The sequence below is a fragment of the Streptomyces pallidus (ex Mingjun et al. 2026) genome, from assembly GCF_051550185.1.
GTDB lineage: Bacteria > Actinomycetota > Actinomycetes > Streptomycetales > Streptomycetaceae > Streptomyces.
Genome location: NZ_CP196181.1, coordinates 6,617,801 through 6,634,747 on the forward strand (window position 1 = coordinate 6,617,801; position 16,947 = coordinate 6,634,747).

Annotated in this window: 11 protein-coding genes; 3 read left to right on the forward strand and 8 right to left on the reverse strand. The window is 73.7% G+C overall.

The features are described from left to right. Nucleotides 1–78 precede the first annotated feature (78 nt). Nucleotides 79–2,601 carry a DEAD/DEAH box helicase gene (locus ACSHWO_RS29510; protein WP_438316548.1) on the reverse strand — a complete coding sequence of 841 codons (2,523 nt, stop codon included), beginning with the start codon at nt 2,599–2,601 and terminating at the stop codon, nt 79–81. 145 nt (nt 2,602–2,746) lie between these two features. On the opposite strand from ACSHWO_RS29510, the gene ACSHWO_RS29515 reads away from it, so the two are divergent. Continuing rightward, nucleotides 2,747–3,535: a metal-dependent hydrolase gene (locus ACSHWO_RS29515; protein ID WP_385815788.1), complete on the forward strand. Its 789-nt coding sequence runs from the start codon at nt 2,747–2,749 to the stop codon at nt 3,533–3,535. Nucleotides 3,536–3,554: 19 nt separating this feature from the next. On the opposite strand, the gene cpt is transcribed toward ACSHWO_RS29515, so the two are convergent. The 5 genes from cpt to ACSHWO_RS29540 form a co-directional block, all read right to left on the reverse strand. Further along, nucleotides 3,555–4,076 carry a chloramphenicol phosphotransferase CPT gene (cpt, locus tag ACSHWO_RS29520; RefSeq protein ID WP_438319301.1) on the reverse strand — a complete coding sequence of 174 codons (522 nt, stop codon included), beginning with the start codon at nt 4,074–4,076 and terminating at the stop codon, nt 3,555–3,557. A gap of 80 nt (nt 4,077–4,156) precedes the next feature. Continuing rightward, nucleotides 4,157–5,938, reverse strand: coding sequence for an ABC transporter ATP-binding protein (locus ACSHWO_RS29525; protein ID WP_361089855.1), 1,782 nt, complete (start codon nt 5,936–5,938; stop codon nt 4,157–4,159). Beyond that, the gene (locus ACSHWO_RS29530) at nt 5,935–7,794 is read right to left on the reverse strand and encodes an ABC transporter transmembrane domain-containing protein (RefSeq protein WP_438316553.1); all 1,860 of its coding nucleotides are present in this window, start codon (nt 7,792–7,794) and stop codon (nt 5,935–5,937) included. Before ACSHWO_RS29530 ends, ACSHWO_RS29525 begins: the two co-directional genes overlap by 4 nt. A gap of 136 nt (nt 7,795–7,930) precedes the next feature. Continuing rightward, nucleotides 7,931–10,867 carry an FAD-binding and (Fe-S)-binding domain-containing protein gene (locus ACSHWO_RS29535; protein ID WP_438316556.1) on the reverse strand — a complete coding sequence of 979 codons (2,937 nt, stop codon included), beginning with the start codon at nt 10,865–10,867 and terminating at the stop codon, nt 7,931–7,933. A 25-nt stretch (nt 10,868–10,892) separates the two neighbouring features. Continuing rightward, nucleotides 10,893–11,354 carry a MarR family winged helix-turn-helix transcriptional regulator gene (locus tag ACSHWO_RS29540; protein ID WP_361089863.1) on the reverse strand — a complete coding sequence of 154 codons (462 nt, stop codon included), beginning with the start codon at nt 11,352–11,354 and terminating at the stop codon, nt 10,893–10,895. Nucleotides 11,355–11,455: 101 nt separating this feature from the next. Between ACSHWO_RS29540 and ACSHWO_RS29545 the strand changes: the two genes are divergently transcribed. Beyond that, nucleotides 11,456–13,312, forward strand: coding sequence for an ABC transporter ATP-binding protein (locus tag ACSHWO_RS29545; RefSeq protein WP_438316559.1), 1,857 nt, complete (start codon nt 11,456–11,458; stop codon nt 13,310–13,312). A 55-nt stretch (nt 13,313–13,367) separates the two neighbouring features. Then, the gene (mltG, locus tag ACSHWO_RS29550; protein ID WP_385815400.1) at nt 13,368–14,225 is read left to right on the forward strand and encodes an endolytic transglycosylase MltG; all 858 of its coding nucleotides are present in this window, start codon (nt 13,368–13,370) and stop codon (nt 14,223–14,225) included. Nucleotides 14,226–14,265: 40 nt separating this feature from the next. Here mltG and ACSHWO_RS29555 read toward each other — a convergent pair whose 3' ends face one another. Next, entirely contained in the window at nt 14,266–15,408 is a 1,143-nt protein-coding gene (locus tag ACSHWO_RS29555) for an FAD-dependent oxidoreductase (protein WP_438319302.1), read from the reverse strand. Between the two features lie 71 nt (nt 15,409–15,479). Beyond that, nucleotides 15,480–16,844, reverse strand: a complete 1,365-nt coding sequence (locus ACSHWO_RS29560) for a cytochrome P450 (protein ID WP_438316562.1) — start codon at nt 16,842–16,844, stop codon at nt 15,480–15,482. Between the last annotated feature and the right edge of the window lie 103 nt (nt 16,845–16,947).

Genomic DNA, 16,947 nt, shown 5'->3' on the forward strand with positions numbered 1-16,947 from the left:
GGACCGGCCGCGTACGGGCCGGTGTCCCCCCGGACCGGGTCCGGGGGAGGCGGTCCGCCCGGACGGGGTCCGGGGGAGTCAGAGCGCGCCGAGTTCGCCGACCGAGGTCAGCCGGATCACGGCCCGGCCCTCCTCGTCGGAGGCGGCCAGGTCGACCTCGGCACTGATGCCCCAGCCATGGTCCCCGTTCGGGTCCGCGAAGGTCTGGCGGACGCGCCACAGACCGTGCGCCGGGTCCTCCTCGATCTGCAGCAGCTTCGGGCCGCGCGCGTCGGGGCCGGTGCCCAGGTCGTCGTACTCGTCCCAGTACGCGTCCATGGCCTCGCCCCAGGCGTCGGCGCCCCAGCCCGCATCGCCGTCCAGCTCGCCCAACTCGTCGACGCGGTCCAGCGCCGCCAGCTCCACCCGGCGGAACATGGCGTTGCGGACCAGGACGCGGAAGGCGCGCGCGTTCGAGGTGACCGGCTTGACCTGGTCGGCCTTGTCCTGGGCCTCCTCCGCCGTCTCCACCTCCGGGTTTGCCAGCTGCTCCCACTCGTCGAGCAGGCTGGAGTCGACCTGACGGACCAGCTCGCCCAGCCAGGCGATCAGGTCCTGGAGGTCCTCGGACTTGAGGTCGTCGGGGATGGTGTGGTCCAGCGCCTTGTACGCGCTCGCCAGGTAGCGCAGGACGATGCCCTCGGTTCGGGCCAGCTCGTAGAACGCCGTGAACTCCGTGAAGGTCATCGCGCGTTCGTACATGTCACGGATGATCGACTTCGGGGAGACCGGGTGGTCGCCGACCCACGGGTGGCTCTTGCGGTACACGTTGTAGGCGTGGTGCAGGAGCTCTTCGAGGGGCTTGGGATACGTGACGTCCTGGAGCCGCTCCATCCGCTCCTCGTACTCGACGCCGTCGGCCTTCATCGCGGCCACCGCGGTGCCCCGCTCCTTGTTCTGCTGGGCGGCCAGGATCTGCCGCGGGTCGTCCAGCGTCGACTCGACGACGGAGACCATGTCCAGCGCGTAGGAGGGGGAGTCCGGGTCCAGCAGGTCGAACGCCGCCAGCGCGAAGGTCGACAGCGGCTGGTTCAGCGCGAAGTCCTGCTGGAGGTCGACGGTGAGCCGGATGGTGCGGCCCTCCGCGTCCGGGGTGTCGAGCTGCTCGACCACCCCGCCGTCCAGCAGCGAACGGTAGATGGCGATCGCCCGCCGGATGTGCTTCAGCTGGGCCTTGCGCGGCTCGTGGTTGTCCTCCAGGAGGCTGCGCATCGCCTGGAAGGCATCGCCCGGCCGGGCGATGACCGACAGCAGCATGATGTTGGTGACCTTGAACCGGGAGGTGAGCGGCTCCGGCTCGGCGGCGATGAGCTTCTCGAACGTGGTGTCCGACCAGGCGACGAAGCCCTCCGGGGCCTTCTTGCGGACCACCTTGCGGCGCTTCTTCGGGTCGTCGCCCGCCTTGGCGAGGGCCCGCTCGTTCTCGATGACGTGTTCGGGCGCCTGGGCGACGACGAAGCCCGCCGTGTCGAAGCCGGCCCGGCCGGCCCGGCCGGCGATCTGGTGGAACTCGCGGGCGCGCAGCGTCCGGACCCGGTTGCCGTCGTACTTCGTGAGCGCGGTGAACAACACGGTGCGGATCGGGACGTTGACGCCCACCCCGAGGGTGTCGGTGCCGCAGATGACCTTCAGCAGGCCGGCCTGCGCCAGCTTCTCCACCAGGCGGCGGTACTTGGGCAGCATGCCGGCGTGGTGCACGCCGATGCCGTGCCGGACGTAACGCGAGAGGTTCTGCCCGAACTTCGTGGTGAAGCGGAAGTTGCCGATCAGCTCGGCGATCTTGTCCTTCTCCTCGCGGGAGCACATGTTGATGCTCATCAGCGACTGCGCCCGCTCGACCGCCTGGGCCTGCGTGAAGTGCACGATGTACACGGGCGACTGCCGGGTCTCCAGCAGCTCCGTGATCGTGTCGGTGATCGGCGTCGTGACGTACTCGTACGACAGCGGGACGGGCCGGGTCGCGGACCGCACCACCGACGTCGGGCGGCCGGTGCGCCGGGTGAGGTCCGCCTCGAACTTCGACACGTCGCCGAGCGTCGCCGACATCAGGACGAACTGGGCCTGCGGGAGCTCCAGCAGCGGAATCTGCCAGGCCCAGCCGCGGTCCTGCTCGGCATAGAAGTGGAACTCGTCCATCACGACCTGGCCGATGTCGGCGTACTTGCCGTCGCGCAGGGCGATGGAGGCCAGCACCTCGGCGGTGCAGCAGATGACCGGGGCGTCGGCGTTCACCGAAGCGTCGCCCGTCAGCATGCCGACGTTCTCGGTGCCGAACAGCTTGCACAGGTCGAAGAACTTCTCCGACACCAGCGCCTTGATCGGGGCGGTGTAGAAGGTGACCTTGTCCTGGGCCAGCGCGGTGAAGTGCGCCCCGGCCGCGACCAGGCTCTTGCCGGACCCCGTCGGAGTGGACAGGATCACGTTCGCCCCGGAGACGACCTCGATCAGCGCCTCCTCCTGGGCCGGGTACAGGGTGATGCCCTGGTCCTCCGCCCACGAGGAGAAGGCCTCGAAGAGCGTGTCGGGGTCGGCGTTCGGCGGGAGCTGATCAATGAGGGTCACACCCCCCATCTTGCCTGGCTTCCGCCCGGAGGAGGGAACCGGCCGACGGAATGAAGATCACCACGGGTACGCTGTGCCGTTGACCGGGGCCGGACGACACCGTCGACAGGGCCCGACCAGCACACACCGGGGCGGGAAGACGAGCATGATGGGTCCGGCGCATTCACTGTCCGGGGCGGCAGCCTGGCTGGGGGTGGGCGCGGCGGCGGCTGCCGCCGGGCACCCGATGCCCTGGCCGGTCCTCGTCGTCGGCTCCCTGATCTGTGCGGGCGCCGCCCTCGCGCCCGACCTCGACCACAAGTCGGCGACGATCTCCCGCGCCTTCGGCCCGCTGTCCCGGGGCCTGTGCGAGGTGGTCGACAAGCTCTCCTACGCCGTCTACAAGGCCACCCGCGCCCCGAAGGACGCCCGCCGCTCCGGCGGCCACCGCACCCTGACGCACACCTGGCTGTGGGCCGTCCTCATCGGCGCCGGCTCGTCCGCGCTGGCGGTCACCACCGACCGCTGGGGCGTGCTGGCGCTGCTCTTCGTCCACCTCGTGCTGGCCGTCGAGGGGCTGCTGTGGCGGGCGGCCCGGATGTCCAGCGACGTCCTCGTCTGGCTGCTCGGCGCCACCAGTGCCTGGATCCTGGCCGGCGTCCTCGACCAGCCCGGCAACGGCGCCGACTGGCTCTTCGGCCCCGGCCAGGAGTACCTCTGGCTGGGCCTTCCCATCCTGCTCGGCGCCCTCGTCCACGACATCGGCGACGCCCTGACCGTCTCCGGCTGCCCGATCCTGTGGCCGCTGCCGATCGCCGGGAAGCGCTGGTACCCCGTCGGCCCGCCGAAGGGGATGCGGTTCCGGGCGGGCAGCTGGGTGGAGCTCAAGGTCCTCATGCCCGCGTTCATGCTGCTCGGCGGCGTCGGCGGAGCCTCGGCCCTCGGCTTCCTCTAGGGCCGTGGCCGTACGCCGGTCACCCGACCCGGGCGGCGATGGTCCGCGCGCACTCCAGGGCCTCGGTGTGCGTGGTGTCCACCTCCAGGTCGTAGAGCACGCCCCGGTGGACCAGGTCCGCCTGGGACGCGGCCATCCCCGGGGTCCGGTCACCCCGGGCGACCTCGCGCCCGGCGGCGGCCCAGCCCGCGCACCGGACACCGACCCACAGCACGTCCAGCCCGACCAGGGCCCGCCGCCAGCGCTCCTGGGACTCCGCCCCGGCGAGGAAGACGTCGTCGACGACGACCCGGGCGCCCGCCCGCGCCATTGCCGCGACACCCTCCCGCCACGCCGCTTCGAGCGTCCGGAACTCCGCCCCGATGCTCACCGCGCCGTCCGCGGCCACATCGAACCCCGACGCCGACGCCTGCAGCGACGCCGGCATCGCCTCGATCAGCGCGTCGACCGCGGCGGCGAGCCACGGATCCGGCAGCAGCGCCTGAAGACACCGCACGATCCCGGACTTGCCGGAGCTGGAACCGCCGTTCAACACGATCACCTGGGTCACCGCGCCACCGTAAGCGCCCACGCCACCACCGCCGAAACGCATTTCGGCCGGCGCCGCCGCCGGCGCCCGGCTCAGCCGTGCCAGGACCGCCACAGGGCCGCGTACGCCCCGTCGGCGGCCACCAGCTCGTCGTGCGAGCCCAGCTCGCTGATCCGGCCCTCCTCGACCACCGCGATCACGTCGGCGTCGTGCGCCGTGTGCAGCCGGTGCGCGATCGCGATGACCGTGCGCCCGTCCAGCACGCGCGCCAGGGAGCGCTCCAGATGCCGCGCGGCACGCGGGTCCAGCAGCGACGTGGCCTCGTCCAGCACCAGCGTGTGCGGATCCGCCAGCACCAGCCGGGCCAGCGCGACCTGCTGCGCCTGCGCCGGGGTCAGCGCCGTGCCGCCGGACCCGACCTCGGTGTCCAGGCCGGACTCCAGGGCCCGGGCCCAGCCGTCGGCGTCCACCGCCCCCAGCGCGGCCCACAGCTCGGCGTCCTGCGCGCCCGACCGCGCGAGCCGCAGGTTGTCCCGCAGCGAACCCACGAACACGTGGTGCTCCTGGTTGACCAGGGCCACCTGCTCGCGCACCCGCTCCGCCGGCATCCGCGACAGCTGGGCCCCGCCGAGGGTCACCTCGCCCGCGCGCGGCGCGTAGATGCCCGCCAGCAGCCGGCCCAGTGTGGACTTGCCCGCGCCGGACGGGCCGACGAGCGCCATACGGGTGCCCGGTGGCACGGACATCGACACCCGGTGCAGGACGTCCACGCCCTCCCGGTAGCCGAAGCGGACCTCGTCGGCGCGCACGTCGCGGCCCTGTGGGGCGACGTCCGCGTCGCCCGCGTCCGGCTCGATCTCCCGTACGCCGACCAGGCGGGCCAGCGACACCTGCGCGACCTGGAGCTCGTCGTACCAGCGCAGGATCAGCCCGATCGGGTCGACCATCATCTGGGCGAGCAGCGCCCCCGTGGTCAGCTGTCCCACCGTCAGCCAGCCCCTGAGCACGCAGAAGCCGCCGATCAGCAGCACCGAGCCGAGGATCGTCAGGAAGGTGACGTTGATGACGGGGAACAGGACCGTGCGCAGGAACAGGGTGTAGCGCTCCCACGCCGTCCACTCCTTGATCCGGCGCTCCGACAGCCCGATCCGGGCCGGGCCGAGGCGGTGCGCCTCCACGGTGCGGCCCGCGTCCACCGTCTCGGTGAGCGCGGCCGCGACCGCCGCGTAGCCGGCCGCCTCCGAGCGGTACGCCGAAGGGGCGCGCCGGAAGTACCAGCGGCAGCCGATCACCAGCACCGGCAGCGCCACCAGCGCGGCGAGCGCCAGCGGCGGCGCGGTCACGACGAGCGCCCCGAAGAGCAGCCCCACCCACACGACGCCGATGGCCAGTTGCGGCACGGCCTCGCGCATCGCGTTGGCCAGCCGGTCGATGTCGGTGGTGATGCGCGACAGCAGGTCGCCGGTGCCGGCCCGTTCCAGCACCCCCGGCGGGAGGCCCACCGACCGCACCAGGAAGTCCTCGCGCAGGTCGGCCAGCATCCGCTCGCCGAGCATCGCCCCGCGCAGCCGGACCAGCCGGACGAACAGCGTCTGGACGACGAGCGCCAGCGCGAACACCACGGCCATCCGCTCCAGGTGGAGCTCGCGCGCCCCGGCCGCGAGCTGGTCCACCACCCGGCCCAGCAGGTACGGGCCGACCATGGACGCCGTCACCGCGACCGCGTTGACCGTGACCAGGACCGCGAAGGCCCGACGGTGCCGCCGCAGCAGGCCGCGCACGTAACCTCGTACGGTCGCCGGGCTGCCCACGGGCAGGGTGGCGGCCGCTTCGGGGGCCGCCGGGTCGTATTCCGGCGGCGCCACGCCGATCATGCGGTTTCCTCGATCTCCGTGAGTTCCTCTGCCAGCCGTTCCAGTTCCATACGGGCGAGCCGCTGCTCCGCGTCGGTCTCCCGGGTGACGACCGCCCGGTAGCGCGGCTCGCCGTGGAGCAGTTCGCGGTGCGTTCCGGACGCGGCGACCGCCCCCTCGTGGACCAGCACCACGTGGTCGGCGCGGTCCAACAGCAGCGGCGAGGAGGCCAGGACCACGGTGGTCCGGCCGGCCCGCAGCGCACTGATGCCGTCCGCGATGCGCGCCTCGGTGTGCGAGTCGACCGCCGAGGTCGGCTCGTCCAGCACCAGTACCTCCGGGTCGGTGGCCAGGGACCGCGCCAGTGCCAGGCGCTGGCGCTGGCCGCCGGACAGGGACCGGCCGCGCTCGGTGATCCGGGCGTCCATCGGGTCCGCGACCCCGTCCGGCGCGGACTGCAGCAGCGCGTCGAGGACGTCGGCGCACTGGGCGGCGGCCAGCGCGGCGGCCGGTTCGACCTGCCCGGACGACGGTACGGCGAACAGCTCGCGCAGCGTCCCGGACAGCAGCACCGGATCCTTGTCCTGGACGAGGACCAGGGCGCGCGCGGTGTCCAGCGGCAGCTCGTCCAACGGGACCCCGCCCAGCAGCACCGAGGCCGAGTCGGCGGCCCCGGAGGCGCCCTCGCCGCCGCCCCCGTCGTCGTCCGCGGGGTGGCCGCCGAGGCGTTCGGCGAGCCGGCCCGCCAGGTCGGGGTCCCCGCACACCACCGCCGTGAGCCGGCCCGCCGGGGCCAGCAGCCCGGTCACCGGGTCGTACAGGTCCCCGCCCGGCTCCGGCGCCCCGGGCCGGGCAGCGGACTCGGGTCGCACGGGGGCTTCCGTACGCGTCAGCGACAGCACCCGGGCGGCCCGCTGGGCGGACGGGCGCGAGAAGGAGTACGCCATCGCGATCTCCTCGAAGTGCCGCAGCGGGTAGAGCATCGTGGCCACCGCGCTGAAGGACGCGACGAGTTCACCCACCGTCAGCCGACCGTCGAGGACGAGCACCGAGCCGTACCAGACGACCGTGATCAGCAGCACGCCCGGCAGCAGCACCTGGATCGCAGAGATCAGCGCCCACATCCGGGCGCTGCGCACGGCCGCCTCGCGGACCTGCTGCGAGGCCTCCCGGTAGCGGCCCAGGAACAGTTCCTCGCCGCCGATGCCGCGCAGCACCCGCAGGCCCGCCACCGTGTCGGATGCCAGCTCGGTCGCCCGGCCGGCCTTCTCCCGCTGGACGTCGGCCCGCCGGGTGGCGCGCGGCAGCAGCGGCAGGACGGACAGGGCGAGCACGGGGACGCCGACGGCGACGACGATCCCGATCGACGGCGCGTAGAAGAGCAGGCCGACGCAGATGGCGGCGACGGCGAAGGCGGCGGCGAGGAAGCGGGAGACCGCCTCCACGAACCAGCCGATCTTCTCCACGTCGCCCGTGGAGACCGCCACGACCTCGCCCGCCGCGACCCGGCGGGTCAGAGCGGAGCCGAGTTCGGCGGTCTTGCGGGCCAGGAGCTGCTGCACGCGCGCCGAGGCGGTGATCCAGTTGGTGACGGCGGTGCGGTGGAGCATGGTGTCACCGACCGAGACGGCGACCCCGATCAGCCCCAGCAGCCCGCCGACCAGCAGCAGCCGGGTGCCGTCGCGGTCGACGACCGCTTCGACGCCCGCGCCGACCGCGTACGGGAGCCCGGCGATCCCGCAGAAGTGCAGCAGGCCCCAGCACAGGCTCCTGGCCTGGCCGCCGAGTTGTCCGCGTCCGAGCCAGAGCAGGAAGCGGGGGCCGGAACGGGCGTCGGGTACCCCGGGGTCCGGATGCGGAAGGTCGCTGATCTGCATGACGCCCCATGACTGGTCGAGATGTCCGGACCGTGCAAGGTTCCCCTTCGGGACGGCCCCGGGCAATCGATTTTGCGTTGGCCACGGCATCACGCAGCGGGGTGTGGTGCGCCGTCGCACCGCCGGCGCGCACGGGTCAGGGGCGCGTGGCGCGCTCCAGCTCGACCAGGACCGAGCGGTAGGGGCGGCCGGTGGCCCGCTCCATCCCCACCTCGCACATCCGGTTCGCCGACAGGTACGCGTCGAACCCGCGCCCGGCCACCTCCGCCGCCTCCCGCCGCGTGGCCGAGGCCGCCAGCTCCGGGTGCAGCATCCCCCGGTCGCCCGCGAAGGCGCAGCAGCCCGCGTCGTCCGGCACCACCACCTCCCGCGCACAGGCCCCGGCCACCTCCCGCAGTGCCCCTTCCGTGCCCAGGTGCCGCATCGAGCAGGTGGGGTGGAGGACCGCCGAGCCGGCGGTGCGCCGGACCGCCAGGCGGGGCAGCAGCTCCCGCGCCGCCCAGACGACGGAGTCGACGACCGTCAGGTCCGCGTGCAGCGCGCGGTTCTCGTCGGTCAGGTACGGGACCACCTCGCGCGCGATGCCCAGCGCGCAGGACGAGGCGTCCACCACGAGCGGCAGACGCCCGCCGGCCGTCCAGCTCCAGGCCGCCTCCACGATCCGGTCGGCCATCACCCGGTTCCCCGCGTCGTACCCCTTGGAGTGCCAGATCGTCGCGCAGCAGGTGCCGGCCACGTCGGGCGGGATCCACAGCGGCTTCCCGGCCCGCTCGGACACGGTCACCACGGCCTCGGGCAGGCTGGGCCCGGGCTCGCCCTCCGGCCCGCCGAAGATCCGGTTGATGCAGGCCGGGAAGTAGACGGCCGCCGCGCCGACCCGCGGGGTCGTGGGCAGCCTGCGGGCGGCGGCGCCGGGGAGCCGCGGCAGCCACTGCGGCACCAGGTCGGGGCGCACGGCCCTGCGTGCGGCCCCCGTGACCGCCTCCAGGAGCCGGTCCCCGCCGATGCCGGACACCGTGCCGGCGGCGGCCACGGCCAGCCGGGCCGCGCCCTCCACGGCGGCGAAGTGCCGGGCGGCGAACTCGGCGGCCCGTTCCTCGCGCCGGCCGTGCCGGCGGTGGCGGAACTCCTTCATCAGCGCACCGGTGTCGATGCCGACCGGGCAGGCGAGCATGCAGGTGGAATCGCCCGCGCAGGTGTCCACGGCGTCGTACGCGTAGGAGCCGAGCAACTCGTCCAGCACCCGGGAGCCCGGCTGCTGCCGCACCATCTCCCGGCGCAGCACGATGCGCTGCCGGGGCGTGGTCGTCAGGTCCTTGCTGGGGCAGGTCGGCTCGCAGAACCCGCACTCGATGCACGGGTCGGCCACCGCCTCGACCCGGGGGATCGTCTTCAGCCCGCGCAGGTGGGCCTGCGGGTCGCGGTCGAGGAGGATCCGCGGGGCGAGCAGCCCGTCGGGGTCGACGACCCGCTTGGTGCGCCACATCAGTTCCGTGGCCTTCGGCCCCCATTCCAGTTCCAGGAAGGGGGCCATGTTGCGGCCCGTGGAGTGCTCGGCCTTCAGCGAGCCGTCGAACCGTTCCACCGTGAGCCGGCAGAACGCCTCCATGAAGGTGGTGTAGCGCGCCACGTCGGCCTCCCGCGCGGCGTCGAAGGCGAGCAGGAAGTGCAGGTTGCCGTGGGCGGCGTGGCCCGCGACGGCCGCGTCGAAGCCGTGCTCGGCCTGGAGCGCCAGCAGCGCCCCGCAGGCCTCGGCCAGCCGCGCCGGCGGCACGGCGAAGTCCTCGGTGATCAGGGTGGTGCCGGGTGCGCGGGCCCCACCGACGGCGGTGACGAAGGCCTTGCGCGCCGTCCAGTGGCCGTGGAGGGTCGCGGCGTCCCGGGTGAAGGCATTGGCGACGGAGGGCACCGGCGCGACCAGCTCCAGCCGGGCCAGCACCGCGGCGGCGCGGCGCTCGTACTCGGCAAGGCCCGCCTCGTCGGGGGCACGGAACTCCACCAGCAGGGCGGTGGTGTCCTTCGGCAGGCGGGACCAGTCGGCGGGGACCCCGGCGACGCTGACGGAGGCGCGCAGGGTGTTGCCGTCCATCACCTCGACGGCGCGGGCGCCCGCCTCGTTGAACAGCGGTACGGCGGCGGCCGCGGCGGGCAGCGAGGGGAAGAACAGCAGCGCACCGCAGGCGTGCCGGTCCAGGGGGAGGGTGTCGAAGACGAGCTCGGCGAGGAAGCCGAGCGTGCCCTCGGAGCCGACCATCAGCCCGCGCAGGACCTCCACGGGGGTGGTGCCGTCCAGGTAGGCGTCGAGGCGGTAGCCGGTGGTGTTCTTGATCGCGTACTTGGCCCGGATCCGGGCGACGAGCTCCGGGTCGGCCTCGATCTCCCGTTTGATCTCCATGAGGCCGCGGCAGAGGGCGGGCTCGGCGCGGGCCAGCTCCTCGTCGGCCAGCGGGTCGGCGGTGTCCACGACGGTGCCACCGGGCAGCACGAAGGTCAGCGAGGACAGCGTCCGGTACGCGTTCCTGCTGGTCCCCGCGGTCATGCCGGAGGAGTTGTTGGCGACGACCCCGCCGAGGGTGCAGGCGAGCGCGCTGGCCGGGTCGGGGCCGAGGACGCGGCCGTGCCGGGCGAGGGCGGCATTGGCCCGGGCCACGGTGGTGCCCGGCAGGATCCGGGCCCGGTGCCCGCCGTCCAGGACCTCGATGCCGGACCAGTGGCGGCGAACGTCGACGAGGATGTCCTCGCCCTGGGCCTGGCCGTTGAGCGAGGTCCCGGCGGCCCGGAAGACGACCTCGCGGTCGTGCCCGTGGGCGTACGACAGGACCGCGGAGACGTCGTCGAGGTCCTCCGCGACCACCACCACCTGCGGAACGAACCGGTAGGGCGAGGCGTCGGACGCGTAGCGGACCAGGTCGGAGGCCTTCCACAGCACCTTCTCGGCGCCCAGCAGTTCCGTCAGGTCGCCGCGCAACGGCTCGGGCGTGCCGCCGGCCCGCCACTCGGGCAGGCGGTCGGGGGAGGGGCCGCCGATGCCGTGCGGGCGCAGGGCCCCGGGCTTCGGTTCCAGCAGCGGCATGCGCGACCCCTCGCTCCTCGGCCCGTCAGCAGCGGCGCCCCTCCGGGGCGTCCGTGAGGGCGGCCAGCAGGCCGCCGAGCAGGTCCCGCTGCTCGGCGGTCAACGGAGCCAGGATCTCCTCTGCGGCGTCGGTTCGCGCGCTTCGCAGCCGGCGCAGCGTGGCGCGTCCCGTGTCGGTCAGCTCGATCCGTATGACCCGCCGGTTCGCCGGGTCGGGGGCGCGGCGCACGCACCCTGCCGCTTCCAGCCCGTCGACGAGGGTCGTGACGGCGCGGGGCACGACCTCCAGGCGGGCCGCGAGATCCGCCATTCGGGGAGGCTGTTCACCATCGGAGTACGAGACCGTGCGCAGCAGCCTGCTCTGGGCGGGAGTGATGCCCAGCGGCTCCAGATGGCGCTTCTGGATCCTGTGGAGCCGGCGGGTCAGCCGCAGCAGCTGCTCGGCGAGCACGCCGTCTGTGCTGTCGGTCTCGGAAGCGGTGCTCATACTGGGAACAGTAGCAGGACCGGACTCATTGTGAGCATAGGTAACAATGACCTATGCTCTCCTTACCCGCCGGGAGTCCGAGTCCCGTCATAAGGAGGCCCATGCGCTCCGAAGAACCGAACTGGACGCCATCGAAGGAATCCCTCGACCCCCGCCGCCCCGGCCCGGGGGAGCGGCCGCGCGAACTGCGCCGGATCGTGGGCCTCTTCCGGCCCTACCGCGGCCGGCTGGCCGTCGTGGGTCTCCTCGTCTGCGCGTCCTCGCTGGTAGGCGTCGCCTCGCCGTTCCTGCTCAGGGAGATCCTGGACGTCGCCATCCCCGAGGGCCGTACCGGGCTGCTCAGCCTGCTGGCCCTCGGCATGATCCTCACCGCGGTCGTCACCAGCGTCTTCGGCGTCCTGCAGACGCTGATATCCACCACGGTCGGCCAGCGCGTCATGCACGACCTGCGCACGGCCGTCTACGCCCAGCTCCAGCGGATGCCGCTGGCCTTCTTCACCCGCACCCGCACCGGCGAGGTGCAGTCCCGGATAGCCAACGACATCGGCGGCATGCAGGCGACCGTGACCTCGACGGCGACCTCGCTGGTCTCCAACCTCACGGCGGTGGTCGCCACCATCGTGGCCATGCTCGCGCTCGACTGGCGGCTCACCCTCGTCTCGCTGCTCCTGCTGCCCCTCTTCGTGTGGATCAGCCGACGGGTCGGCCGCGAGCGCAAGAGGATCACCTTCCAGCGGCAGAAGCAGATGGCGGCCATGGCCGCGACGGTGACGGAGTCGCTGTCGGTGAGCGGCATCCTCCTCGGCCGGACCATGGGCCGCGCCGACTCGCTCACCCGCTCGTTCTCCGACGAGTCCGAGAAGCTCGTCGCCCTCGAAGTGCGCTCCAGCATGGCCGGGCGCTGGCGGATGTCCACGATCGGCATCGTCATGGCGGCCATGCCGGCGCTCATCTACTGGGCCGCCGGCATGGCCCTGCAGACCGGTGCCCCCTCCCTCTCCGTGGGGACGCTCGTCGCCTTCGTCACCCTTCAGCAGGGCCTGTTCCGGCCCGCCGTGAGCCTGTTGTCGACCGGCGTGCAGATCCAGACCTCCCTCGCCCTGTTCGCGCGCATCTTCGAGTACCTCGACCTGCCCGTGGACATCACCGAGCGCGAGGACCCCGTACGCCTGGAGCGGGCCAAGGGTGAGGTCCGCCTGGAGGACGTGCACTTCGCGTACGACACCGAGAACGGGCCCACGCTGACGGGGATCGACATCACCGTCCCGGCCGGCGGCTCCCTCGCCGTGGTCGGCCCGACCGGCTCCGGCAAGAGCACCCTGAGCTACCTCGTGCCCCGGCTGTACGACGTCACGGGCGGACGGGTCGCCCTGGACGGGGTGGACGTACGCGACCTCGACTTCGACTCGCTGGCCCGGTCCATCGGCGTGGTCTCCCAGGAGACCTACCTCTTCCACGCCTCGGTCGCGGACAACCTGCGCTTCGCCAAACCCGACGCCACCGACGAGGAGATCACCGAAGCGGCCCGCGCCGCCCAGATCCACGACCACATCGCATCCCTGCCCGACGGGTACGACACCCTGGTGGGCGAGCGCGGCTACCGCTTCTCCGGCGGCGAGAAGCAGCGCCTGGCCATCGCCCGCACCATCCTGCGCGACCCGCCGGTGCTGATCCTCGACGAGGCCACCAGTGCCCTCGACACCCGTACGGAGCACGCCGTGCAGCGGGCCATCGACAAGCTCTCCGCGGGGCGCACCACGATCACCATCGCGCACCGGCTCTCCACCGTCCGCGACGCCGACCAGATCGTCGTCCTCGACAAGGGCCGCATAGCCGAACGCGGCACGCACGAGGAGCTGCTGGCGGTCGGCGGCCGGTACGCCGCCCTGATCCAGCGCGATCGCGAGGCCGCCCATGCCCACCCGCCCACACCGGAACCGGAACGTGTGATCGTATGACGGGTGCAGGGGCGTGATGCCGGGAATGTGACGGTTCGCGGGGTAGCGTGCCCGCATGCGTCATGAGTTCCGGCCGCCACGGCGTCATTACCGGCTCACCCGCCGGGGTCGTCTGGCGCTCTTCCTCGGCATACTGCTCGTGATCGGGACGGCCGTCACCCTCGGACCGCTGCTGCGGGACGAGGAGGCGCAGGCCCCCGAGAAGTCGCGGCCGCTCCTCATCCCCGAAGGCTGGCGCGCCCCCCAGGTCTACGCGGCCATCGACCGCGCGCTGGAACTCCCTGCCGGCTCCGCGGAGGCGGCCGCCGCCACGGCCGAACTGGCCCTGCCCGCCGAGGCGAAGGGCAACCCGGAGGGCTTCCTTTTCCCGGCCTCGTACCCGGTGACCTCCCGGACGACGGCCGCCGAGCTGCTCGCCCGCATGGTGCGGACGGCCAACGAGAAGCTCGGCACGCGTGCCGTCGTCGACGGCGCCAAGGCGCACGGGTTGACCCCGTACCAGACGGTCACCCTCGCCAGCATCATCGAGGCCGAGGCCGACACCCGCACCGACATGGGCAAGGTCGCCCGTGTCGTGCACAACCGGCTGGCGCGGTCGATGCCGTTGCAGATGGACTCCACCATCAACTACGCGCTGAACCGCCGCACGGTCGACACCCGGCTCAGCGACACGCGCATCGACCACCCCTTCAACACCTACCGCCGCCAGGGACTGCCGCCGACGCCGATCGACAGCCCGGGGCTGGAGGCGATGGCGGCGGCGGTGGCGCCGACGCCGGGCGACTGGCTGTACTTCGTCACCGTCAAGCCGGGGGACACCCGATTCTCGGCGACGTACGGGGAACACAAGAGGCACGTCGCGGACTTCAACCGCGCCCGCGCAGCCGCAGCAGCCGCAGGCGCGCCCCGGTAGGCCCCCCTCGCGCGACCGGACCCGCCGGCCCGTCGGCCCGTCAGGCTCCGGCCGGCGCGAGCGCCTCCCGGGACTCCGCGGCACCGTCCTGGGCCTCGCGGTCCAGGAGGCGGCGGATCTCGCGGACCGCCGCGCCGCCCGCCCGGTTGGCGCCGACCGTCGACGCCGACGGGCCGTACCCGACCAGGTACACCCGTTCGTCGCGGACCGCGCGGGTGCCGTCGAGGCGGATCCCGCCGCCCGGTTCCCGCAGCCGCAGTGGGGCCAGGTGGTCGACGGCCGCCCGGAACCCCGTCGCCCACAGGATCACGTCGGCCTCCACCTGTCGACCGTCCGCCCAGGCCACCCCCGTCGGCGTGATCCGCTCGAACATGGGCCTGCGGTCCAGCACGCCCGAGGCGATCCCGTCCCGCACGGCCTCGTTCAGCGGCAGTCCGGTCACGCTCACCACGCTCTGCGGCGGCAGTCCCTGCCGCACCCGCTCGTCGACCAGGGCCACGGCCGCCCGGCCCTCCGCCTCCCCGAAGCTCCCGTCGCGGAACACCGGGGGCCGCCGGGTCACCCAGGTCGTCGCGGCCGCGACCTGCGCGATCTCCAGCAGGTGCTGCACCGCCGAGGTGCCGCCGCCCACCACGATCACCCGGGCCCCGGCGAACGCCTGCGGCCCCGGGTAGTCCGCCGTGTGCAGCTGGCGCCCCCGGAAGGACTCCTGGCCGGGGTAGCGCGGCCAGAACGGCCGGTCCCAGGTGCCGGTGGCATTGATCAGCGCCCGGGCCGACCAGACGCCCGCCGAGGACTCCACCCGCAGTCGGCCGCCGGCCCCCTCCCGGACCGCGGTCACGTGCACGGGACGGCGCACGTCCAGGCGGAACCGCCGCTCGTACGCGGTGAAGTACTCGCCGATCACCGCCGACGACGGCCGCAGCGGGTCGGCGTCCACGAGCTCCATCCCGGGCAGCGCGTGCATGCCGTGCACCTTGCCGTACGTCAGGGAGGGCCAGCGGAACTGCCAGGCGCCGCCCGGGCGGGGCGCGTGGTCGAGGACCACGTGGTCGATGCCCGCCCGTGCCAGGTGGTAGGCGCCGGACAGGCCCGCCTGCCCGGCGCCCACGACCACCACGTCGACCTCGGTGCCGGCGCCCCCGCCCGCGGCGGATCCGGGGCCCGTCGTCTCCCGCGTCAGTTCGTTCACGGTTCTACCAACTCGGGCGGGCGCCGGGATCTTCCCCGCCCGCCGCAGCCGCCCGGCACCCGTCAGGGCCGCCGCAGTGTTGCCGGAACCGGCCCGGCCGGCTGGAGCGTCAGCCCCGGGAACACCGCGACCGGCTCCGGGCCGGAGTCCAGGTGGAAGCGCTGTGCCAGCACCGCGAGCACGAGCACGGCCTCCACCAGCGCGAACCGGGCGCCCAGGCAGGCCCGCGGCCCGCCGCCGAAGGGGATCCAGGCCTGCTCCACCGCCAGCGGCCCGGCGTCCGCGTCCCACCGCTCGGGACGGAAGGCGCCCGGGTCCGGGAACCAGCGCGGGTCGCGGTGCATCGACCACGGGCTGGTCCACACCGCGGTCCCCGCGGGCACGCTCCGTCCGCCGATCGACGCCGCGTCCCCGGCGACCGCCGAGATCAGCCAGACCGGCGGGTACATCCGCAGGGCCTCCTTGACCACCTGCCGGGTCCAGGCCAGCCGCTCGTAGTCCTCGTACGCGGGCAGCCGCCCGCCGAGCACCCGGTCCAGCTCCTCCGCCAGCCGGTCCCGCGCCGCGGGGGCCGCCGACAGCAGCTGCCACGCCCAGGTCAGGGTGGTAGACGTGGTCTCGTGCCCGCCGATGTACAGCGTGATCGACTCGTCCCGCAGCTCCTTGCGCGACAGCGGGCCGCCGTGTTCGTCGCGGGCGGCCAGCAGCCGGCTCAGCAGGTCGTCCCGCTCCGCCCCACGGGCCGAGGCCGCTTCGTGCTCCCGGATCACATGCGCGATCTCCCGGTCCAGGACGTCCACGGCCCGGCGCATCCGGCGCCGACCCGGGGTCCGGACCCAGGGCGGCAGGAACAGCGTCAGACCGCGGAACTCGGCGCCCAGCTCGCGCTGGGCCGTGGCCATGGCCGCGCTGATCGGCGCCTCCCGGCCGGCCGTGTCGCTCCCGAACAGGGTGCGCACCGCTATCCGCTGGGTGAGCCCGGCCATCTCCCGGTGCACGTCGATGCGCCCGCCCTCGGCCCAGTCGCGGACCAGCGCGTCGGTGCACTCCACCATCGTGGCGGCGTACGAGCGCACCTGCCGCGGGCGCACGGCCGGTTGCACCAGCGCCCTCTTGCGCCGCCAGTCCGCACCGGTGGCGACGACGACACCGTTCCCGAGCAACTGGCGGAACGCCCAGCCCAGCTCCGTCGGCCGGAACGTCTTCTCCACGGAGCCGAGCAGCTCGCCGGCGTGCTCGGGCCGGGAGACCAGGACGTTGCGCTGCGGGCCGAGGGCCCACGGCACCCAGTCGCCGTACCCGTCGCGCAGGGACTCGAAGAAGGCCAGGGGATCCCGGGCGAAGGCCGGCAGGTTCCCGATGAAGGGCCACCGGCGCGGTCCGCGCTCGGTGCCCGGGGGCAGGAGGGTGGCGGTCACGCCCCGCATGGTCGCAGTGCCCCGCCCGCCCCGCCAGGCCCCGTGCGCCGCGGCCCGTGCGCCGCGGCCCGTGCGTCGCCACGGTCCGCGGCGCACGGTTCACGTCGGACGG

Excerpts from the sequence above, each read along its gene's own strand:
- ACSHWO_RS29530 (WP_438316553.1), bottom strand. The coding sequence starts at position 7,794 with ATGCAGATCAGCGACCTTCCGCATCCGGACCCCGGGGTACCCGACGCC.
- ACSHWO_RS29540 (WP_361089863.1), bottom strand. The coding sequence starts at position 11,354 with ATGAGCACCGCTTCCGAGACCGACAGCACAGACGGCGTGCTCGCCGAG.
- ACSHWO_RS29525 (WP_361089855.1), bottom strand. The coding sequence starts at position 5,938 with ATGATCGGCGTGGCGCCGCCGGAATACGACCCGGCGGCCCCCGAAGCG.
- ACSHWO_RS29515 (WP_385815788.1), top strand. The coding sequence starts at position 2,747 with ATGATGGGTCCGGCGCATTCACTGTCCGGGGCGGCAGCCTGGCTGGGG.
- ACSHWO_RS29535 (WP_438316556.1), bottom strand. The coding sequence starts at position 10,867 with ATGCCGCTGCTGGAACCGAAGCCCGGGGCCCTGCGCCCGCACGGCATC.
- mltG (WP_385815400.1), top strand. The coding sequence starts at position 13,368 with ATGCGTCATGAGTTCCGGCCGCCACGGCGTCATTACCGGCTCACCCGC.
- ACSHWO_RS29545 (WP_438316559.1), top strand. The coding sequence starts at position 11,456 with ATGCGCTCCGAAGAACCGAACTGGACGCCATCGAAGGAATCCCTCGAC.
- ACSHWO_RS29560 (WP_438316562.1), bottom strand. The coding sequence starts at position 16,844 with ATGCGGGGCGTGACCGCCACCCTCCTGCCCCCGGGCACCGAGCGCGGA.